Genomic DNA, 16,861 nt, shown 5'->3' on the forward strand with positions numbered 1-16,861 from the left:
AAGAGGAGAAACCACCTATTTAGGGAGATAATTGCATTTTGTACAATTACATATGGCGATTTGCTTTGTTTTGGTTAATAAAGTGTTATTTAAGTGTACGAAGTGCAGGTAACTTTGATTTTGCTCCGTTATGTTCTCTTTTAATTGCACAAAATGCAATTATCCTCTTCTTCCCTCCCTCTCAACTCTTTCTACTCCTTTAACTTTTCCCACTCCACCTACTCTTTCTACTCTTTCTGTCCTATCTACTCTTTTCACTCCTTTAACTCATTCTATTCTTTCTACCCTGCAACTCTTTTGACTCTTCCTATTCTTTCTACCTTTCCACTCCTCCTACTCTTCCCACTCCTCCTACTCTTTTCATTCTTTCCACTCTTCCCACTCCTCCAGCCACGCTGCTACCAACCGATAGCAGCTCCATCACAGCGGGGGTCTGTCCCGCCGCTGCGGTAGCCATTTTCGCTGATGGAAATGGCGTGCGCATGCCCTACGATTCCATCGTAGCTGCCCACCTGGCGCACCAGATGTCCAGCTTTGGCAAGCTCCTTCAGCACCTCGGGTGCTACTCTGTTCTCCACCTTCAGCTCCTGGGTCGGTTCCCCCCAGGTTCTGCCCCAGACAAAACGCGGCGCGTTCACCGCCGCCTGCGGGTCCATCCCGTAATGCAGCATCCGGGTCAGCAGCAGGCTCTGGGTCTGGGGCTGGCCTTCGCCGCCCTGCGTGCCGTAGAGGTAAGCCGGCTTGCCGTCACGGCAGGCCATCGCTGGCATGAGCGTATGGAACGTACGCTTATGCGGCTCCAGCGTATTCACATGCCTTGGGTCAAGCGAAAAGAACGAGCCCCGGTTCTGCAGCAGAATGCCCGTATTCCCGGCCACGACACCGGAGCCGAATTCAAAATACAGGCTTTGGATGAACGATACCGCGTTCCCCTCATCATCCACCACTGCTGCATAAGCCGTATCACGGCCTACCGGATCACTACCCAGCGGCGCTGCCTGCGCAAGTGATATCGAAGCTGATAGCTGCTCCGCATACTGTTTATCCAGCAGGCGCTCCAGCGGTATCCGGCTGAAAGCAGGGTCGGTAAGTACCTTGTCCCGGTCGCGGAAGCTCAGCTTCAGCGCCTCTACCAGCAGATGATAATATTCATAAGAGCCATGCGCGATATCTCCAAAATTGTAGCGTTCCAGAATATTCAGCGTCATCAACGCTGTGAAGCCCTGGGAGTTGGGCGGAGCCTGGTAGACCCTGTACCCATGATAATCGGTGAACACCGGCTCATCCCAATTCCCCTCATGATCGGCAAAATCCTCCCGGGTGAGATACCCACCGGCGGCCTGCATATATCGGCTTATCTCCTCGGCGATCTCCCCCTTATAAAAAGCATCCCGGCCGCCCGCGGCCAGGGTCCGCAGCGACGCGGCTAGCTGCTTCTGCACAAACCTGCCTCCGGCAGCGGGAGCCGCGCCGCCGGAAAGATAGACCGCCGCCGCTTCAGGGGATAGCGCCGCTCCTGCAAGCACGCTGTTGCCGTACTGGTCCGGCGACAGCGGAAACCCGTCCGTGCCGTAGCCGATGGCCGGCTCCAGCACCTCCGCAAGAGTCAGGCGTCCATACTCGCGCTGGACCGCCGACCAGCTGTCCGCCATTCCGGGTACCGTAATGGCGCTGCGGACCCCCCGTCTCGGAATCTCCTCCTCGCCGGCGTAGCAGTCACGGCGGACGGCGTAGCCCGAACGTCCGCTGCCGTTGTAAGCCCGGACGCGCCCTTCACCGGCGCAATAAGTGAGCCAAAAAGCATCGCCGCCCAGCCCTGTCATATGCGGATACACCACCGCAAGCGCAGCGCTAACCGCCACCGCCGCATCAAAAGCGTTGCCGCCCTTCTGCAAGATCCGCGCTCCGGCGGCGGAAGCCAAGTAATGGGGGCTGACCACCATCGTTTTTGTACCGATTACAGGACCTGTCGTCATGCTACCCATCTCCCATTCCTGTCGTTCAAGTTAGTGTCATTTAACAGCACTGCCAAAACCCTTGTCAATTCCGTTCAAAGTTTTTTTGTGAGCCATGCACAAAGTTTAGATGGCCAGCCTTCCGCATTGTAGCTGCAAGCTAGTCAATTGGTTAAAATGGGCTGGCACAACACGGCCTGTGGATTTTTGGTCTTGCATATCTGGCCATAATTGGTTAAACTAATTGTAAATTTGTCATGAAGGAGGTGTAGGAGGAATGGATCACAATCGGACCAATAGTGTTAGCAGCCGGCTGATTAATATTATGGCTGGCATCGTTCATGTAAATGCCGACAACGGGAGAAGTCTGTCCATTTACACGAATTCAATAACACTACAACATTGTGAAATGCCTTTCCTGCCTGCACTTCAACGGACCATTTAAACCGTAGAATACTTAGGCCGTGGGGAAATTTCCCTACGGTCTTTTTGTATATTCCGAAATGAACGAAGGCGGCGGGTAGGCATTCTTAAAAGGAGAATACCTATGATTATCTCATGCCAAAATGTTCAAAAATACCACGGTGCCCAGCTCGTCCTGAGCGACATCACCTTCGATATCCGCCAAGGGGAAAAAATCGGCCTGATCGGCCGCAACGGCTGCGGCAAAACCACACTTTTCCACCTCCTGAACGGGGAAGAACGCCCCGACCAGGGTCAAATCTCCATCCGCAGAGGCAGCGTTGTCGGACTGCTATCGCAGATTCAGGAGGTGGGCGACAATGAGACTGTCTATGACGTGCTGCAGCGCAGCTTTGCCGAACCTCTGCAGTGGCAGGTGCGGCTGAGGGAGCTGGAGCAGGAAATGTCCGTACCGGACGCCGGAGCGAATGAGCAGGACTGGAACAGGCTGCTTAAGGAATACGGTATTCTGCAGGATAAATTCGAGGCAGCCGGCGGCTATGAGATTGAAGCCTCCATCCAGCGGGTAGCTGCGGGGCTGGGCATTGGAGTTAACCAGTATGACCGCCTCTTCTTCTCCCTCTCCGGCGGCGAGAAAACCAAAGTCGGCCTGGCCGAGCTACTGCTGCGCCAGCCCGGCGTTCTGCTGCTGGATGAGCCTACGAATCATCTGGATATGGAAGCCATCGAATGGCTGGAGCAGTTTCTCCAGAGCTACGAGGGTACCGTACTCGCGATTTCCCATGACCGCTACTTCCTCGATGCCGTAGTGAAGAAGGTGATTGAGATCGAGGACGGGGAAGCTTTTACGTTCCACACCAATTACAGCGGCTATCAGGTCGAGAAGGAAGCAAGGCTGCTGCAGCAATTTGCCGATTATCAGGAGCAGCAGAAGAAAATCAAGCAGATGCAGGAGAGCATCAAGCGGCTGATTGAGTGGGGCAACCGCTCCAACCCGCCGAATCCTTCCTTCCATCGCCGCGCCGCCTCCATGCAGAAGGCGCTCGACCGGATGGTGAAGATCAAACGCCCGATTCTGGAGCGCAAATCTATGGATTTGCAGTTGCAGCAGGAGGACCGTTCCGGCAACCAGGTCGTCATCCTTGACCGAATCGGCAAAGCATACGGAAACCGCACGCTTTTCTCGGAAGCGAGTGACGTTCTGCGGTACGGCGAGACCACGGCGCTGATCGGCGGCAATGGCGCTGGCAAAAGTACGCTGCTGCGGATCATTCTGGGCCAGGAAACCCCGGACAGCGGCAGCTGCACCCTGGGCTCAAGAGCGGCTGTCGGCTATCTGGCACAGGAAGCCGTTCCCGAAGAGGGCGGCCAGTCGGTGCTGCGCTACTTCCGTGAGGAAGCAGGCCTGGAGGAGGGCGAGGCGCGGGGGCAGCTTGCGCGGTTTCTTTTCTACGGCAGCGACGTTTTCAAGAGCGTCGCCAATCTCTCCGGCGGAGAATGGACGCGGCTGCGGTTCGCGGTGCTGATGCACCGCCGTCCGAACCTGCTCATTCTCGATGAGCCGACCAACCATCTGGATATAGATTCCCGCGAAGCGCTCGAAGAAGCACTGGAGGAGTTCCCGGGCACCGTGCTGGCAGTATCACATGACCGTTATTTCATCAACCGCTGCTTCGGCAAGCTCTGGTCAATTGCGGATGGAAGGTTCAGCGCCTTCTCCGGGAATTACGAATATTACAAGGAAAAGCAGGCTGAGAAGATTGCCGCTGCCACTGTGCAGCAAGCTTCAAGCAACAGCGGCAAAAAGCTGGCACAGCCTGACCATGCGTTCAAGGCTAACGACAATTCTCGCCCCAAAATCCCATGGGAGGATGAGATTGCCGCAGTTGAAGCTCAGCTTGCCCTCATTGATGCAGACATGGTCGATCCCGTAAGCGCCAGCGATGCAGAGAGACTTGCAGCATTGCAGCTCAGCCGGGATGCCCTGCAGGAGAAGCTGGATAACCTGTATGCCGGCTGGCTGAACGAAACAGACGACCATTAAGAAAAGGGTGAACGGAACCAAAACCGGGACGGCTATGAATTACGAGTTGAACGAGGTGCGTGGAGTACCTTTGCCTTTTATCGGCGGGCATTCTATCCTGCTGGACAGTAATGGCGAGCCGCGTGGAATCATTGAAACAACGAAGGTTGAAATTGTTCCTTTTGCCGAGGTGACTGCGGAGTTTGCCTATTCCGAAGGCGAGGATGACCGTACCCTGGAATCGTGGCGCTATGAACATGAAGCCTATTTTACTAGAGAGCTTAAGTCTTACGCTAAAGGGTTTGACCCTGGAATGAGGGTGGTCTGCGAGAACTTTAGGCTGATACACCGCAAGTAGCGTCTGGATTGGACAGCAACGATTGCGCCATCCCCAGACTGTTAATACACCACAATAAAAAGGCTGCTTCTTCATCACGAAGAGGCAGCCTTCATTGTATAGTTGCAATTAAGTAGTAAGTAGTAGCTCTGCTGCAGTTTTAATGCCAGATACCCATAATCCAGCCGATAACCGAGATCCATAAAGGAATGCTGATGAGGATGCCCCATACCAAACCGTTGGCAATATTGCCTTCTGCAGGACGTGTAATGACCTCCTGCTTCAGTGGAAGCCTCAATTCTTCTTGTTCCATGCGATCCCCTCCTAAAATATCTTATCGTCACAGTAGAGGAAAAAATGTAGACCGCCTGACCCAAAAAGATGCTTTTTCGGTAGATTTTTTAGATATAAAGGCTCAGCGGCGCTAATTTGTAAAGGCTTACATTATTGTTAATAAACAAATTTTCCCTTGAGAAAACTTATTTTTCAGCTTATTGCTGCATAATATGCCGTTATCTAGTCCAATATGACTGGCTTCTCAGGATTTTTTAAAAATTGAAACATCGTCAGCAGCTGTTCCCGCGTGTTGCGTTCCTCCGACAGCATCGGCAGCTCATCCTCGGCAAAAAAAGCCACCTCGCTCGTCTCCACGCCTCCCGCCGCTTCCCCGCTTACAATCCGGCAGAGAATAAACAGCTTGTACACATGATAAGGCTCCGGCGGATGAGCATGAAACTTCTTGTCGAGCACGGCAAGCAGACGGATGGCCTCGGCCTGAAAGCCCGATTCCTCAGCAATCTCCTTAACGACCACTTCACTGGGAGACAGCCCGATATCGGCCCAGCCTCCGGGAAGCGCCCAGTTGCCGTCCAGCTTTTCACGAACAAGCAGCATCTTGTCTTCCCTGAAAATCACGCCGCGCACATCAACTTTCGGTGTAGCGTAACCCTCATCTCCGGCAAAAGCTAGCCTGATCTTCTCCTTGCTCTCATACGTATAGTTCGCTAGAATATCCACACTTAGCTCCCGCAGCGCCTGATAGCGTTCGATATCGTATACATCCTTGGCATACGTAAGACCTGTCTGGGCGATCGCTTGAATTTCTTTGGCCCAGGTTAACCATTTCTGCTCCATATCTGCACCGCCCTCATTAGTTATCGGCAAGCCCCAGCACCGCTTCACTCACACAGCATTAAATGACGGGAAAAAGCACCCTTCTTCGCCACACAGCGGTCAATAATGGTAAAACCCGCAGAGGAAATCATCTCATCCATTGCCTCAATCGCTACAATAACAGCCCTGTCTGCAATCCGGCGTGCATGGACCAGAATCGCGAACTGCTCCTCCGGTGTAATCCGTGAGTATAAATTGTAAGGCATGTCCACAATAGCCACATCGTAATGCTCCGTGATGTCCGCGATATCCCCAAGCGTGACTTCGCTAGTGAACCCGAAATGGGCAATATTCGTCCGCGCACCGGCAGCAATAAAGGGATTGATGTCTCGGCCGACGATATCAATACCCATCGAAAGCGCCTCTACCATTACCGTACCTATGCCGCAGCAGGGGTCAATGGCTTTTATGCCTGCCGGGTTTGGGACTGCCATGTTCACTGCCGCCCGGGCTACACGGGTGCTGAGTGCAATAGAGTAGCTGCGCGGTTTTTTCATCTGCCGGAACCAGGTGGCTTTGTTTTTGTGGTAAGCTCCGAAATACCAGCGGCCTCCCAGCGTTACAATTCCGTACACAAGCTGCGGGTGATTGACATCCGCTTCTCCCTCGATGCGCATGCCGATTTCCCGTTCGATTACCCTGCGTTCATCATACTCTATTTTTTCCGCCGGTGACAAATCATTCGTCTTGACAAAAATGACCTTAAAGGTCTGTCCCTCTACCTCCACCTGCTCAGTCTGCTTATAAATCTCTTCCAGCGTGTCCCCCGCGTACATGACATCAATGCGCTCCTTAATAAAAGGGCTGCGGCTGACCTCCACTTCACGCTCACTCCCAAATATTGCAGGCGGAATCTCCCGGCCAAAAAGACAGCGCAGCTCCATCCCGCACAAGGATAATTCATCCTCTGAGCAGGCATAGGTATATATAAAAGATGGATGCTCCACGCTTGTATTTGAATTTGTATTTGCCAACACTATTATTCCGCCCCTATCATTCTCGCCGCTTGCGGCTGTTCTATCTGTTCTGCTGAACAATCAGCACACTTCATTTAGTAGTTCTTATGCAACCCGCATGGGCAATAGTGCCTTCCAGCCGCTTAAGTAATTAAGTCTATCATGGCTGCTGTTCGTAATCAATAATTGGAAGGGAGCTGACAGGCTTAAGATCAGGGATACAAGAGATTTCCCCATTCCATTTTGATCCATCGCGGGTTCTCCAGTATAATGAAGGCATTACACTGCCAAAAAAAAGACTGGGTATATTGAATTATGCCCATGCCGGTTTTGCGCAGCGAAACCAAGGAGGTACATATCCGCTATGTCTTACAAAGAGTATTTTCAGGCTGAGCGTGAAGCTCAGCTCGCCGAACTGAAGCAATGGCTCACCATCCCCAGCATTTCTGCCCTGTCCACCCACAAGGAAGATGTCCTGTCTGCCGCACACTGGCTGCTCGACACCTTGAAACGTGCCGGGCTGGAGAATATTGAGCTTCACCCTACCGCCGGCCATCCTGTAATCTATGCCGATTATCTTCACGCCCCCGGCAAGCCGACCATTCTGGTCTACGGCCACTATGATGTGCAGCCGGTAGATCCGCTGAATTTGTGGACAACACCTCCCTTCGAACCGGAAATCCGGGACGGCAAGCTATATGCGCGCGGAGCCACCGACGACAAAGGCCAGGTGTTCATGCACATCAAAGCGATTGAAGCCATCCTCAAACAAGAAGGCACGCTGCCAGTCAACATCAAGCTGTGCATCGAAGGTGAAGAGGAAGTCGGCAGCATCCATTTGCCACCGTTCCTCGAAGCAAGCAAGGACAAGCTCGCCGCAGATGCCGTGCTTGTCTCAGATACTTCCCTGCTGGAGCGCGGACGTCCTGCGATCTGCACCGGGCTGCGCGGCCTCTGCTCGCTTGAGGTCAGCGTGAATACCGCTCTAACAGACCTGCATTCCGGCTCCTACGGCGGCGGTGTGCCGAACGCGCTGCATGCACTCGTCTCCTTGCTGAGCTCGCTTCACGATGACAAGGGCCGCGTTGCTGTAGAAGGCTTCTATGATGGCGTTCCTGAGCTGTCACCGCTGCTGCGTGAAGAATTTGCCAAGCAGGGCGTAGACGAGGATAAAATCAGAACAGCACTCGGCTTGGAGCAGTTGTATGGCGAAGAAGGCTTTAGCTTCGTAGAACGTGTAGGCGCCCGACCAACGCTTGAGCTGAATGGTGTCTACGGCGGTTTCCAGGGTGAAGGCAGCAAGACCGTTATTCCTAAGGAAGCTCACGCCAAAATCACCTGCCGCCTTGTCGGCGACCAGGACCCGCAGCATATCCTTGACGTCGTAGAAGCTCACCTCAAAGCCAACATTCAGGCTGGAGCCAAGGTGCAGGTGAAGCAGATGGAGAAAGCGCGCGCCTTCAACATTGACCCTACGAATCCAATCCTGCAGACGGCTGCCGACGCTTACGGCAAAGTATACGGCACTCGCGCCCTCTTCACCAAAGACGGCGGCTCCATTCCGATCATGGAGAGCTTCGCCCGCATCCTGAAAGCCCCAGTTGTCCTGATGGGCTTTGGCCTGGATGACGAGAATCTGCATGCCCCGGATGAGCATTTCAACCTGGAGAATTTCGATAAGGGCCTGCTGACCATAGTCGAGTTCCTGAAGACTGTTTAACAACTATACTCGTTGTACAGCAAAAGCCAGGTCCCCGCATTGCATGCGGAGGACCTGGCTTTTTAAGGTTGCCCCATAAACTGCCCCATGAATTAAAGGTAGTCAGCCGTTTGTCAAAAAATACGCAAATAAAAAACCCTTGCATAACAAGGATTTTGAAATTTGAAGTATGGAGCGGGTGATGGGAATCGAACCCACGCTATCAGCTTGGAAGGCTGAAGTTCTACCATTGAACTACACCCGCGGACCGAAATTGAAGACAAAAAATATTATAGCATTACTTAGAACAAATTGCAACCCTGTTGACTGATCAAATCTGTTAAGACAATATTCCCAGCGAAGGCTTCAGAAAAAACAATTCGAATTCTGCAGCCTTAACGGGCTTGCTGAACAAGTAACCCTGTGCCTCATGGCAATGCTGCTGGCGCAAAAAATGAAGTTGTTCCTTATTCTCAACCCCTTCAGCCGTTACCTTGAGCTTCAGGTGATGAGCCATAGAAGTAATAGTGGATACAATCGCTGCGTTATTGCTGTCCTCCATAACTTCTGAGACGAAGGAACGGTCAATCTTCAGCCGGTCAATCGGCATATTCTTCAGGTAATGCAGGGAGCTGTAGCCTGTTCCGAAATCATCTATGCTGATGAATACACCAAGCTTCTTCAAGCGGTTAAGCTGATCAAAGGCGGTTTCCTTATCCAGAGTCATGCTTTCTGTAATTTCCAGGTCAACATAACCCGGGTCTAGCCCGATATCCTTCAGAATAGTACCAATCTTTCCCGCCAGATTCGGCTGCAGAAATTGGCGCATGGACAGGTTGATCGAAATACACATTGGCCGGTAACCGGCGTCCTGCCATATTTTATTTTGCAGGCATGCCGTTTTGAGCACCCATTCCCCAATCGGAACAATCAGCCCGCTCTCTTCGGCAATCGGTATGAAATCAACCGGCGACACCAGCCCGCGCTTGGGATGATTCCAGCGCAGCAGCGCTTCCATCCCGACAATTTCCTCTGTCTCAAGCTGTACCTGCGGCTGATAGACGAGGTAGAATTCATCGCGCTCTATCGCCCGGCGCAAATCATTCTCCAGCTTCAGCCGCTCCTTTGCTTTCATCTGCATGGCAGGCACATACCGGCGGATGTCCACCCCCTGCTCCTTCGCATTATGAACAGCGGTGTCGGCATTCTGAATCAGCTGTTCCGCGGTATTCCCATCACCGGGATAGATGCTCATTCCCAGGCTGAGTGAAATGTGATACTCTCCTGATTCCAGTTGCACCGGCGTTTCGAATAGCTTCAGAAGATCACCTGCGCGAATCAGGCAGTCCTCCACCCCCGTCACATCCGTCATAAGAAAAGCAAATTCATCCGCCCCCATACTATACAGCTCTTCACTCGCCTTCGCTGCGTTTCCGATCCGCTGCGATACAAGCTGAAGCAGAAGATCACCGGCATAATGGCCGAGCGAGTCGTTAATATTCTTGAAATGATTAATATTCATTATAGCCAGTGCGGAGAATTTGGGACCCTTATTCTGTCCGCTCTGAATCACAATTTCTTCTACGCGCTGCATCAGCCGCCGTCTGTTGGGAAGACCGGTCAGATCATCGTGGTATGCCAAATAATTAATCCGGGCCTCGGCCTGCTGATTTTCCTGAAAGGGCTCTTCAATCGTCAGCCGGTAGACGCCCATAAGCAGCAGATAATAAGCCACACTAGTGCTAAGCATTCCAAAAAGATAATCCATATCGCCGATGCTAAGCGGGTTCATAAAGAACACCTGGCCAAGAGCGAAAAAGATCAGCGCGCGGATAATAATGAGCATAGAAGCGGACTTTTCGGCTTTACCTGGATAAAGGATAATACCCACAGTGAATAAATATACAAACAGCACACCCAGATCCAGTATATGCTGCAGTGCGTTAACCCAAGAATAACCTGTCAGCTCCGGAGTAACCGTCTGCCAAAAAGTAAACAACGCCAGAGCGAGCACAGTCAGCACAAATGATATTCTGAATACATTCCTTTTGCCTGAGGCTGCTATTGGCTGGTCTTCCCTGCTGAATATGAACAGAATCCCCAGTGCGCTGGCCAGTCGCGAGAATGTAAGCAGCCACATGGATTGTTCTGAATTAATATAGGAAGATATTTCTGCAATGCCGACAAAGCTGAGAGTGTGTATGAAATCAAAGATGCATACTCCCAAAAAGAGAGCGGAGGTGTATAGTCTTGCCTTGGATAGACGATCAGCGAAGAACAGCCAGCCCTGGGCAAAAATCGCAAAGCCAAAAGCGGCATTGCAGCAGCCCGTTATTAAATAGAGCATGGATAGCAAGTCCTTATCTTCTACATTACTAAGCGGCACACGAAAAATTTGAATCAGAAGGAACAGCACGGCCCCTATAATCGCCGCATGAATGGTCTTTCTCTCTTCTTGTCTCATAGGTCCCTCGCGTCTGAAAATGATATCTATAATAAGTCAATGGATATATTTACGTCCTATGTATAAATATCGGCTGGATAGCTCCGTAAAGTTACATTCCAGAAAAAAAGCACTTCCCCCTATTTTAGAGTTCAGTGCTTCTCCTTGAAGCCTTCTATTTATCTCCAAAATTCACTTCAGGCGTTGTGAGCTTATCATAGAAATCAACCGCTTTGTCTTTATCTTCGGATGACCGCAGCGCCATCGCGGAGCGCGGGTGCTCATCGAGCGTGCCAGTAATCATATAAGGAATAATGTAACCCCATTCTTCCTTCTCCCGCAAAGGAATCATCAGCCGCTCTACGATATCAAGCACAGGGCGGAGCGAATAATTGGTGTTCTTCAAATGGGTAACCAGCAGCTCGGTAGGGCAGTTGCCGGCTGCGCGCCCCATGCCGTAACAGGAAGCATCCAGCAGCTCTACACCCTTCTCGGCAGCAACAAGTGTATTGGAGAAGGCCAATTGCAGGTTATTGTGGGTATGTACGCCCAACCGTTTATTTGGCAAATGCGTTTTGAACTTGTCAACCAGATAATGAACGTCTTTGTGGTCCAGACTGCCATAAGAATCTACAATATACACAACGTCAACAACACTCTCGCGGATCTGGTCAAAGGCTTCCAGCAATTCGTTCTCCATAACATTCGACAAAGCCATAATATTAATCGTTGTCTCATATCCTAGATCATGGAAGGTCTGTACCAGCTGCAGCGCCTTGTCCACATCCTTGCTGTAGCAGGCCACGCGAATCAGGTCCAGCATGCTCTCACTGCGGGGCAGGATGTCATTCTCATCCACACGGCCAATATCTACGAGCGCGGACAGCTTGGTGCGCCCCTTCTGGGGAATAACTTTTCTCAGAAAATCATCGTTCAGGAAACGCCACGGGCCGGCTCCCTCCGCTCCTTTGAGCAGTTTGGGTGAGTTTTTATAACCGATCTCCATATAATCAACACCGGCTTCATTCAGACCGGCATACAAATTCTGTACAAATTCAACACTGAAATCCCAGTTGTTCACCAGTCCCCCATCGCGAATGGTGCAATCGACAATTTTGCTAGCATTACTCTTCACAATTGTGTTCTCCCTTCAATTATATCCCTCATTATTGCCGCTGGCATGGACTTACTATGCAGCCATTATCGTTCAATCATACTTAGCAAAGAATAAATTGTAAAGAAAATTTGAGTTCCTTTTCATATACCTTTTTATGATAGCAGCACAATGACAAAAATCACAGTAAAATTGACAGTAAAATGCTACATTACAAGAAAACAATTGAGATTGATTATCAGTCTCTCTCGGAGGGATTAACATGGCTTCAACATCCTGCTCCCTATTGCGCTTACAACCGGGCTCAACTGGCTCCATCCATAGAATAGAAGGAATGAACCCCATTTTGCGGCGCCGTCTGGCTGATCTTGGGGTGTCTGAAGGCGTCATGATCCGTTTGAAAGGAAAGGGCCCTTTTCTTGGTCCCGTTACTCTGGAATGCAACGGTCAATTGTTCGCCATCCGCCGGAAGGAAGCTTCCATGATTGAGGTGAACGTTTCATGAGTTCAATAGCACTTGTAGGAAATCCGAATACCGGCAAGACATCGCTTTTTAATACGCTGACTTCTTCCTATGAATATGTAGGCAACTGGGCGGGAGTAACCGTAGAGAAGAAAGTCGGAAGCCTGAAGAACGGAGCAGGCAAGCTGATCGACTTACCCGGAATTTATTCTCTTCACCCCCTCTCCCGTGATGAAGGCGTCGCCACGCAATATCTCATTGAGGAATCCCCGGAAGCTCTCATTAACATTGTAGATGCTTCACAGCTTGAACGTAATCTGCTGCTCACACTGCAACTGCTGGAATACGGAAAGCCTACTATTCTAGGAATGAATATGATCGACGTCGCCAAGGCGCGCGGGATTTCTGTCAATTATGAAATGCTGCAGTCCCGCCTCGGCATTACCGTACTGCCGCTGGTTGCCAGATCCGGCAAAGGCAGCGGACAGGTACTCAGTGTTCTTGAGAAAACCTCAGCAATTCCTCCGGTAACCTTCAGACTGGACTACGGCGATCTAGCCGAGCAAGCAATCTCTTCCATTGAAAAGGAATTGAAGCATATCCCGGGACTGCCTAACCTTCGCTGGGTCTCCCTGCAACTGATGGAGCAAAATCCGGTTGTACTTGAGCTGCTGAAGAAGCACATGGATACAGCCCGCTTGATGGCTATCTGCGATAGCTGCCAAGACGAGCTGCAGAGCAAAAAGCTGGCGCTGACGCTCCCTCAATGGATTCGTTCCGTCCGCATGGATTACATCCGCTCCTTATGTGCGGCAGCGATGGATACCACGGCGCAGAAGCCGCATAATTTGACGGAAAGACTGGACTCGATTCTAACTCACCGTTTCCTCGGACTGCCGCTGTTCATCGTCTTCATGTATGCAATGTTCAAGACAACCTTTGATTGGGTGGGTGGTCCCTTATCGGACATTTTGGATGGGTGGATTTCCGGACCTATCAGCGATGGGGCCAACTCCCTGCTTGAGACGATTGGGGCATCAGGCTTTACACATGCACTTATCGTTGACGGTATTATCAGCGGTGTAGGCGGAGTGTTAGTGTTCGTTCCGCAGATCTTCATTCTTTTCCTGATGATCTCCTTCCTGGAGGATTCCGGGTACATGGCGCGTGTCTGCTTGCTAATGGACAGCACTATGGAGCGCATGGGCCTTAACGGTAAAGCGTTTATTCCTTTCATTATCGGTTTTGGCTGCAACGTGCCGGCAATTATGGCCGCGCGCAGCATTGAACAGCCTAAAGACCGGATGCTGACGACGCTTCTCTTGCCGCTCATGTCCTGCTCCGCCCGCCTTCCGGTCTATTTGCTGTTCGCGGCTGTCTTTTTCCCTGCCCAGCAGGCCACCGCAGTTCTGGCGATGTATGTTCTGGGTGTTGTATTCGCACTCATTCTGTGCAAATTGTTCTCCAAGCATCTGTTCAAGAACGAGTCCTCTGTCTTCATCATCGAGCTGCCTCCTTACCGGATGCCGCAGCTTAAAACACTGGGACGCAGCACTTGGGAAAAAGGCAAAGGCTTCCTGCGCAAGGCAGGGACAATTATTCTTGCAGGTTCGGTTATCATCTGGCTGATGACCTATGCCGGTCCTTCCGGATTTGGCGTGGAGATGGATAACAGCTTTTTGGCAAAATTCGGCGGTATGATTGCTCCTCTGCTGCATCCGCTTGGATTCGGAACCTGGCAGGCCGGCTCAACGCTGGTTCCCGGCTTCCTCGCCAAAGAGGTGGTAGTGTCCACCATGAATATTATCTACCATGCACCGGATGCCGCCGGACTGGAGGGCCAGATCGCCCAGGTCTTCACTCCGCTCAGTTCAATCAGCTTCATGGCCTTTATCCTGCTCTATACTCCTTGTCTGGCTACTGTAGGGGTTATTAAGAAGGAAACCGCCTCCTGGAAATGGACCTTCTTCTCGATTGGATACTCTGTAGTGCTGGCTTATTGCGTTGCATTGGTTATTTTTCAAGGCGGCAGATTGCTCGGATGGTCGTAAGTCTGGCAAGGTCAATATTTTCTGAGAAAGCGGGGCACTGCAATGATTATAAATGTATTGATTATCGGTCTTATATTTGGATACTCCGGCTGGATGATTTACCGTCATGTGCAAAAGGGCAAGGAAGGGGCCTGCGCCGGCTGCGACAAAAGCAAAACCTGTGCGGCAGCATCGCTTGATTCTCCTCTCTCCTGCTGCGGAAGCCCGGTAGATGCCAAACATTCAGCCAAAGCCTAAATGCGGGTATGTGAGTAAATTCGGTTAAGAACCTTGGGATGCGGGTATGTTAGTTATAAGCAACTTACAGCCAGACCATTCCGAGGAGGACATACATGTGAATGCCAAAAGAACGTTATTAACTACAGCAGTGCTGGGAGCGGCCTATTTACTGAGAAACAAGGATGCGCGCAACAAGCTTATGAACGGCATTCAGTCCGTAACTTCTCAAATACGAGCCAGAAAGAACAGTTAGTGTGTGAAGCATATGAATTCTTATATTTTTACAAAAGCCGCAAGGCCCGGGAAACCGGATGCTTTGCGGCTTTTGCTGTAGTATCTTTGTAAAAAGCTCAATGCTCAGCTTCTTCGCCGGAACCTAGCTGCAGCAAATATTGCAAAAGCGTGCGCACCATTACGCCGGTTGCTCCCTTGGGATTAACTCCGCGTTCCTTGGAGAGAAATGCCGTTCCGGCGATGTCCAGGTGAATCCAGGGCACCCCTTCAGCGAACTCACCGATGAACAGCCCTGCCGTTGTAGCTCCGCCGTATCTTCCGCCAGCATTGCGGATATCCGCCACCTCGCTTCTCAGCATCTCACGGAACTCAGGATATACCGGCAATTGCCATACCCTCTCTCCAGAGCGTCTGGAGGCCGCCAAGAACGCCTCCATAAACAGCTCATCATTAGTAACCGCTCCAGTTGCTATATCCCCCAGAGTAGACAACACAGCGGCTGTCAGCGTCGCCACATCAATAATTCGTTCAGCCCCCCATTCCAGGGCATAAGTGAGCGCATCACCCAGCACAATCCGGCCTTCGGCATCGGTATTCAATATTTCAATGGTTCTGCCGCTTAACGAGGTGACAATATCTCCAGGCTTGAAGGCATTGGCCGCAGGCATATTTTCGGCGGAAGGAATCACCATCACGACATTAATCCTCGGCCGTAAAGTACCAAGTGCCTCCATGACGCCAAGCACAGCCGCCGCACCACCCATATCACTGATCATGTTCTCCATGCCTGGCGCTCTTTTCAGGGAAATTCCGCCCGTGTCGAAGGTTATGCCTTTGCCAACAATTCCGGTAACGTTCTCCCACTGGCCGGTCCCCTGATAGCGGATTACGATCATCCTCGGAGGGTAGGCACTTCCTTTGCCGACAGCCAGCAAACCGCCCATGCCCTTTTGTTCAATTTCACGTTCATCCAGCACCTCCGCCGGAAATCCATGTCGCTCTGCGATTTCAATAGCTGCCGCGGCAAGCGCTGAGGGCGTTAGCTGATTTCCTGGAAGATTGGTGAGGTAGCGGGCCAAATTCGTGGCTTCGCCAAACGTTATCCCACGCATGATCCCTTGGTTCCAGCCCGCTGTCTCTGTGGCTTCTGCTTTTCGCTCCATATGAAATATAACGGAATCTAAGCCAGTGTAGAGCGGCTGCTCCCGTTTATAATGTGTTCGCCGGTATGCCCCCAGAACGAGTCCCTCCGCGAGTGCTTGCGCGGTGTCTTCGGCCCCTTCAGCCGACAGCCATTTCAGGCTATCCGGAACTTGGATCATTAATCTGTCTGCCTTCAGCTTATGAGCAGCACGGACAATTTGAACGGCCAGCAGACGCAGCTCCTCCGCTTCCAGCGACCCGTTACCGCTTCCCGCCAGAATAACGACGGGAAATTCAGTCTGCTCTTCTGATCCTACTGGTAGAACGTAAATTTGATTCAATTTGCCGTTAAAAAGCCCGGTCTTAGCTAATAGGCCCACGCTTTTTTTCCATTCCCCGGCGAAGCTCCCGGCTTCAATCTCAACTTCAGCCACAATAATACACAGCGCATCTCCCTCAAGTCCCAAAGACGGGCTGCCGCTGCTCCACTCAATCTTGATAGAAATCCCTCCAAGCTGTTGTCTGATAATTAGTCCACCTGCATTAACGCAGCAAGGCTGATCTCCCGCACCAGACGCGCATCGCAGGAATCAGCCTCTTTTGAACTTTATTATATCTCAGTATGTCA

Annotated in this window: 16 protein-coding genes and 1 tRNA gene; 8 read left to right on the forward strand and 9 right to left on the reverse strand. The window is 51.5% G+C overall.

Annotated elements, in window-relative coordinates; translation table 11 throughout:
- Nucleotides 1–398: 398 nt before the first annotated feature.
- On the reverse strand, nt 399–1,976 hold the full coding sequence (ggt, locus tag ACX1DY_RS11765; protein ID WP_458964386.1) for a gamma-glutamyltransferase: 1,578 nt from the start codon (nt 1,974–1,976) through the stop codon (nt 399–401).
- Between the two features lie 256 nt (nt 1,977–2,232).
- Between ggt and ACX1DY_RS11770 the strand changes: the two genes are divergently transcribed.
- The 3 genes from ACX1DY_RS11770 (at nt 2,233) to ACX1DY_RS11780 (ending at nt 4,759) form a co-directional block, all read left to right on the forward strand.
- The gene (locus tag ACX1DY_RS11770) at nt 2,233–2,400 is read left to right on the forward strand and encodes a hypothetical protein (protein ID WP_458964387.1); all 168 of its coding nucleotides are present in this window, start codon (nt 2,233–2,235) and stop codon (nt 2,398–2,400) included.
- Between the two features lie 102 nt (nt 2,401–2,502).
- Nucleotides 2,503–4,422, forward strand: a complete 1,920-nt coding sequence (gene abc-f, locus ACX1DY_RS11775) for a ribosomal protection-like ABC-F family protein (RefSeq protein WP_458964388.1) — start codon at nt 2,503–2,505, stop codon at nt 4,420–4,422.
- Between the two features lie 7 nt (nt 4,423–4,429).
- Complete coding sequence (locus tag ACX1DY_RS11780; protein WP_458964389.1) at nt 4,430–4,759, forward strand: ASCH domain-containing protein; 330 nt, start codon at nt 4,430–4,432, stop codon at nt 4,757–4,759.
- A gap of 139 nt (nt 4,760–4,898) precedes the next feature.
- Here ACX1DY_RS11780 and ACX1DY_RS11785 read toward each other — a convergent pair whose 3' ends face one another.
- The 4 genes from ACX1DY_RS11785 to ACX1DY_RS11800 all read right to left on the reverse strand — a co-directional run bounded on the left by ACX1DY_RS11785 (nt 4,899) and on the right by ACX1DY_RS11800 (nt 7,119).
- Nucleotides 4,899–5,051, reverse strand: coding sequence for a hypothetical protein (locus ACX1DY_RS11785; protein ID WP_019912785.1), 153 nt, complete (start codon nt 5,049–5,051; stop codon nt 4,899–4,901).
- 203 nt (nt 5,052–5,254) lie between these two features.
- On the reverse strand, nt 5,255–5,872 hold the full coding sequence (locus ACX1DY_RS11790; RefSeq protein WP_458964390.1) for an NUDIX hydrolase: 618 nt from the start codon (nt 5,870–5,872) through the stop codon (nt 5,255–5,257).
- 44 nt (nt 5,873–5,916) lie between these two features.
- Nucleotides 5,917–6,795, reverse strand: a complete 879-nt coding sequence (locus ACX1DY_RS11795; protein ID WP_458964621.1) for a TRM11 family SAM-dependent methyltransferase — start codon at nt 6,793–6,795, stop codon at nt 5,917–5,919.
- Nucleotides 6,796–6,972: 177 nt separating this feature from the next.
- Entirely contained in the window at nt 6,973–7,119 is a 147-nt protein-coding gene (locus ACX1DY_RS11800; RefSeq protein WP_458964391.1) for a hypothetical protein, read from the reverse strand.
- Between the two features lie 112 nt (nt 7,120–7,231).
- Here ACX1DY_RS11800 and ACX1DY_RS11805 point away from each other — a divergent pair, with 112 nt between their 5' ends.
- Nucleotides 7,232–8,587, forward strand: coding sequence for a dipeptidase (locus ACX1DY_RS11805; protein ID WP_458964392.1), 1,356 nt, complete (start codon nt 7,232–7,234; stop codon nt 8,585–8,587).
- Nucleotides 8,588–8,757: 170 nt separating this feature from the next.
- Here the strand turns inward: ACX1DY_RS11805 and ACX1DY_RS11810 are convergent.
- The 3 genes from ACX1DY_RS11810 to ACX1DY_RS11820 form a co-directional block, all read right to left on the reverse strand.
- A tRNA-Gly gene (locus ACX1DY_RS11810) sits at nt 8,758–8,831 on the reverse strand.
- A gap of 75 nt (nt 8,832–8,906) precedes the next feature.
- A complete protein-coding gene (locus ACX1DY_RS11815) occupies nt 8,907–11,030 on the reverse strand; it encodes a putative bifunctional diguanylate cyclase/phosphodiesterase (protein ID WP_458964393.1) in 2,124 nt (707 codons plus the stop codon).
- A 154-nt stretch (nt 11,031–11,184) separates the two neighbouring features.
- Nucleotides 11,185–12,144, reverse strand: coding sequence for an aldolase catalytic domain-containing protein (locus ACX1DY_RS11820; protein ID WP_458964394.1), 960 nt, complete (start codon nt 12,142–12,144; stop codon nt 11,185–11,187).
- A 313-nt stretch (nt 12,145–12,457) separates the two neighbouring features.
- On the opposite strand from ACX1DY_RS11820, the gene ACX1DY_RS11825 reads away from it, so the two are divergent.
- From ACX1DY_RS11825 to ACX1DY_RS11840, 4 genes are all read left to right on the forward strand, one after another.
- A complete protein-coding gene (locus tag ACX1DY_RS11825; protein ID WP_458964395.1) occupies nt 12,458–12,628 on the forward strand; it encodes a FeoA family protein in 171 nt (56 codons plus the stop codon).
- Entirely contained in the window at nt 12,625–14,637 is a 2,013-nt protein-coding gene (feoB, locus tag ACX1DY_RS11830; protein ID WP_458964396.1) for a ferrous iron transport protein B, read from the forward strand. Before ACX1DY_RS11825 ends, feoB begins: the two co-directional genes overlap by 4 nt.
- Nucleotides 14,638–14,679: 42 nt before the next feature.
- Nucleotides 14,680–14,874, forward strand: a complete 195-nt coding sequence (locus tag ACX1DY_RS11835) for a FeoB-associated Cys-rich membrane protein (protein WP_458964397.1) — start codon at nt 14,680–14,682, stop codon at nt 14,872–14,874.
- A gap of 97 nt (nt 14,875–14,971) precedes the next feature.
- Entirely contained in the window at nt 14,972–15,109 is a 138-nt protein-coding gene (locus ACX1DY_RS11840; protein WP_458964398.1) for a hypothetical protein, read from the forward strand.
- A gap of 97 nt (nt 15,110–15,206) precedes the next feature.
- On the opposite strand, the gene ACX1DY_RS11845 is transcribed toward ACX1DY_RS11840, so the two are convergent.
- On the reverse strand, nt 15,207–16,700 hold the full coding sequence (locus ACX1DY_RS11845) for a leucyl aminopeptidase (RefSeq protein WP_458964399.1): 1,494 nt from the start codon (nt 16,698–16,700) through the stop codon (nt 15,207–15,209).
- Nucleotides 16,701–16,861 lie beyond the last annotated feature (161 nt).

It is taken from the genome of Paenibacillus sp. BAC0078, assembly GCF_054483875.1.

Bases quoted from the DNA above. Each gene is read 5' to 3' on its own strand.
- feoB (WP_458964396.1), top strand. From the start codon at position 12,625: ATGAGTTCAATAGCACTTGTAGGAAATCCGAATACCGGCAAGACATCG.
- ACX1DY_RS11815 (WP_458964393.1), bottom strand. From the start codon at position 11,030: ATGAGACAAGAAGAGAGAAAGACCATTCATGCGGCGATTATAGGGGCC.
- ACX1DY_RS11805 (WP_458964392.1), top strand. From the start codon at position 7,232: ATGTCTTACAAAGAGTATTTTCAGGCTGAGCGTGAAGCTCAGCTCGCC.
- ACX1DY_RS11785 (WP_019912785.1), bottom strand. From the start codon at position 5,051: ATGGAACAAGAAGAATTGAGGCTTCCACTGAAGCAGGAGGTCATTACA.
- ggt (WP_458964386.1), bottom strand. From the start codon at position 1,976: ATGACGACAGGTCCTGTAATCGGTACAAAAACGATGGTGGTCAGCCCC.
- ACX1DY_RS11790 (WP_458964390.1), bottom strand. From the start codon at position 5,872: ATGGAGCAGAAATGGTTAACCTGGGCCAAAGAAATTCAAGCGATCGCC.
- ACX1DY_RS11770 (WP_458964387.1), top strand. From the start codon at position 2,233: ATGGATCACAATCGGACCAATAGTGTTAGCAGCCGGCTGATTAATATT.
- ACX1DY_RS11795 (WP_458964621.1), bottom strand. From the start codon at position 6,795: ATGGAGCTGCGCTGTCTTTTTGGCCGGGAGATTCCGCCTGCAATATTT.
- ACX1DY_RS11835 (WP_458964397.1), top strand. From the start codon at position 14,680: ATGATTATAAATGTATTGATTATCGGTCTTATATTTGGATACTCCGGC.
- ACX1DY_RS11825 (WP_458964395.1), top strand. From the start codon at position 12,458: ATGAACCCCATTTTGCGGCGCCGTCTGGCTGATCTTGGGGTGTCTGAA.
- abc-f (WP_458964388.1), top strand. From the start codon at position 2,503: ATGATTATCTCATGCCAAAATGTTCAAAAATACCACGGTGCCCAGCTC.
- ACX1DY_RS11800 (WP_458964391.1), bottom strand. From the start codon at position 7,119: ATGGATCAAAATGGAATGGGGAAATCTCTTGTATCCCTGATCTTAAGC.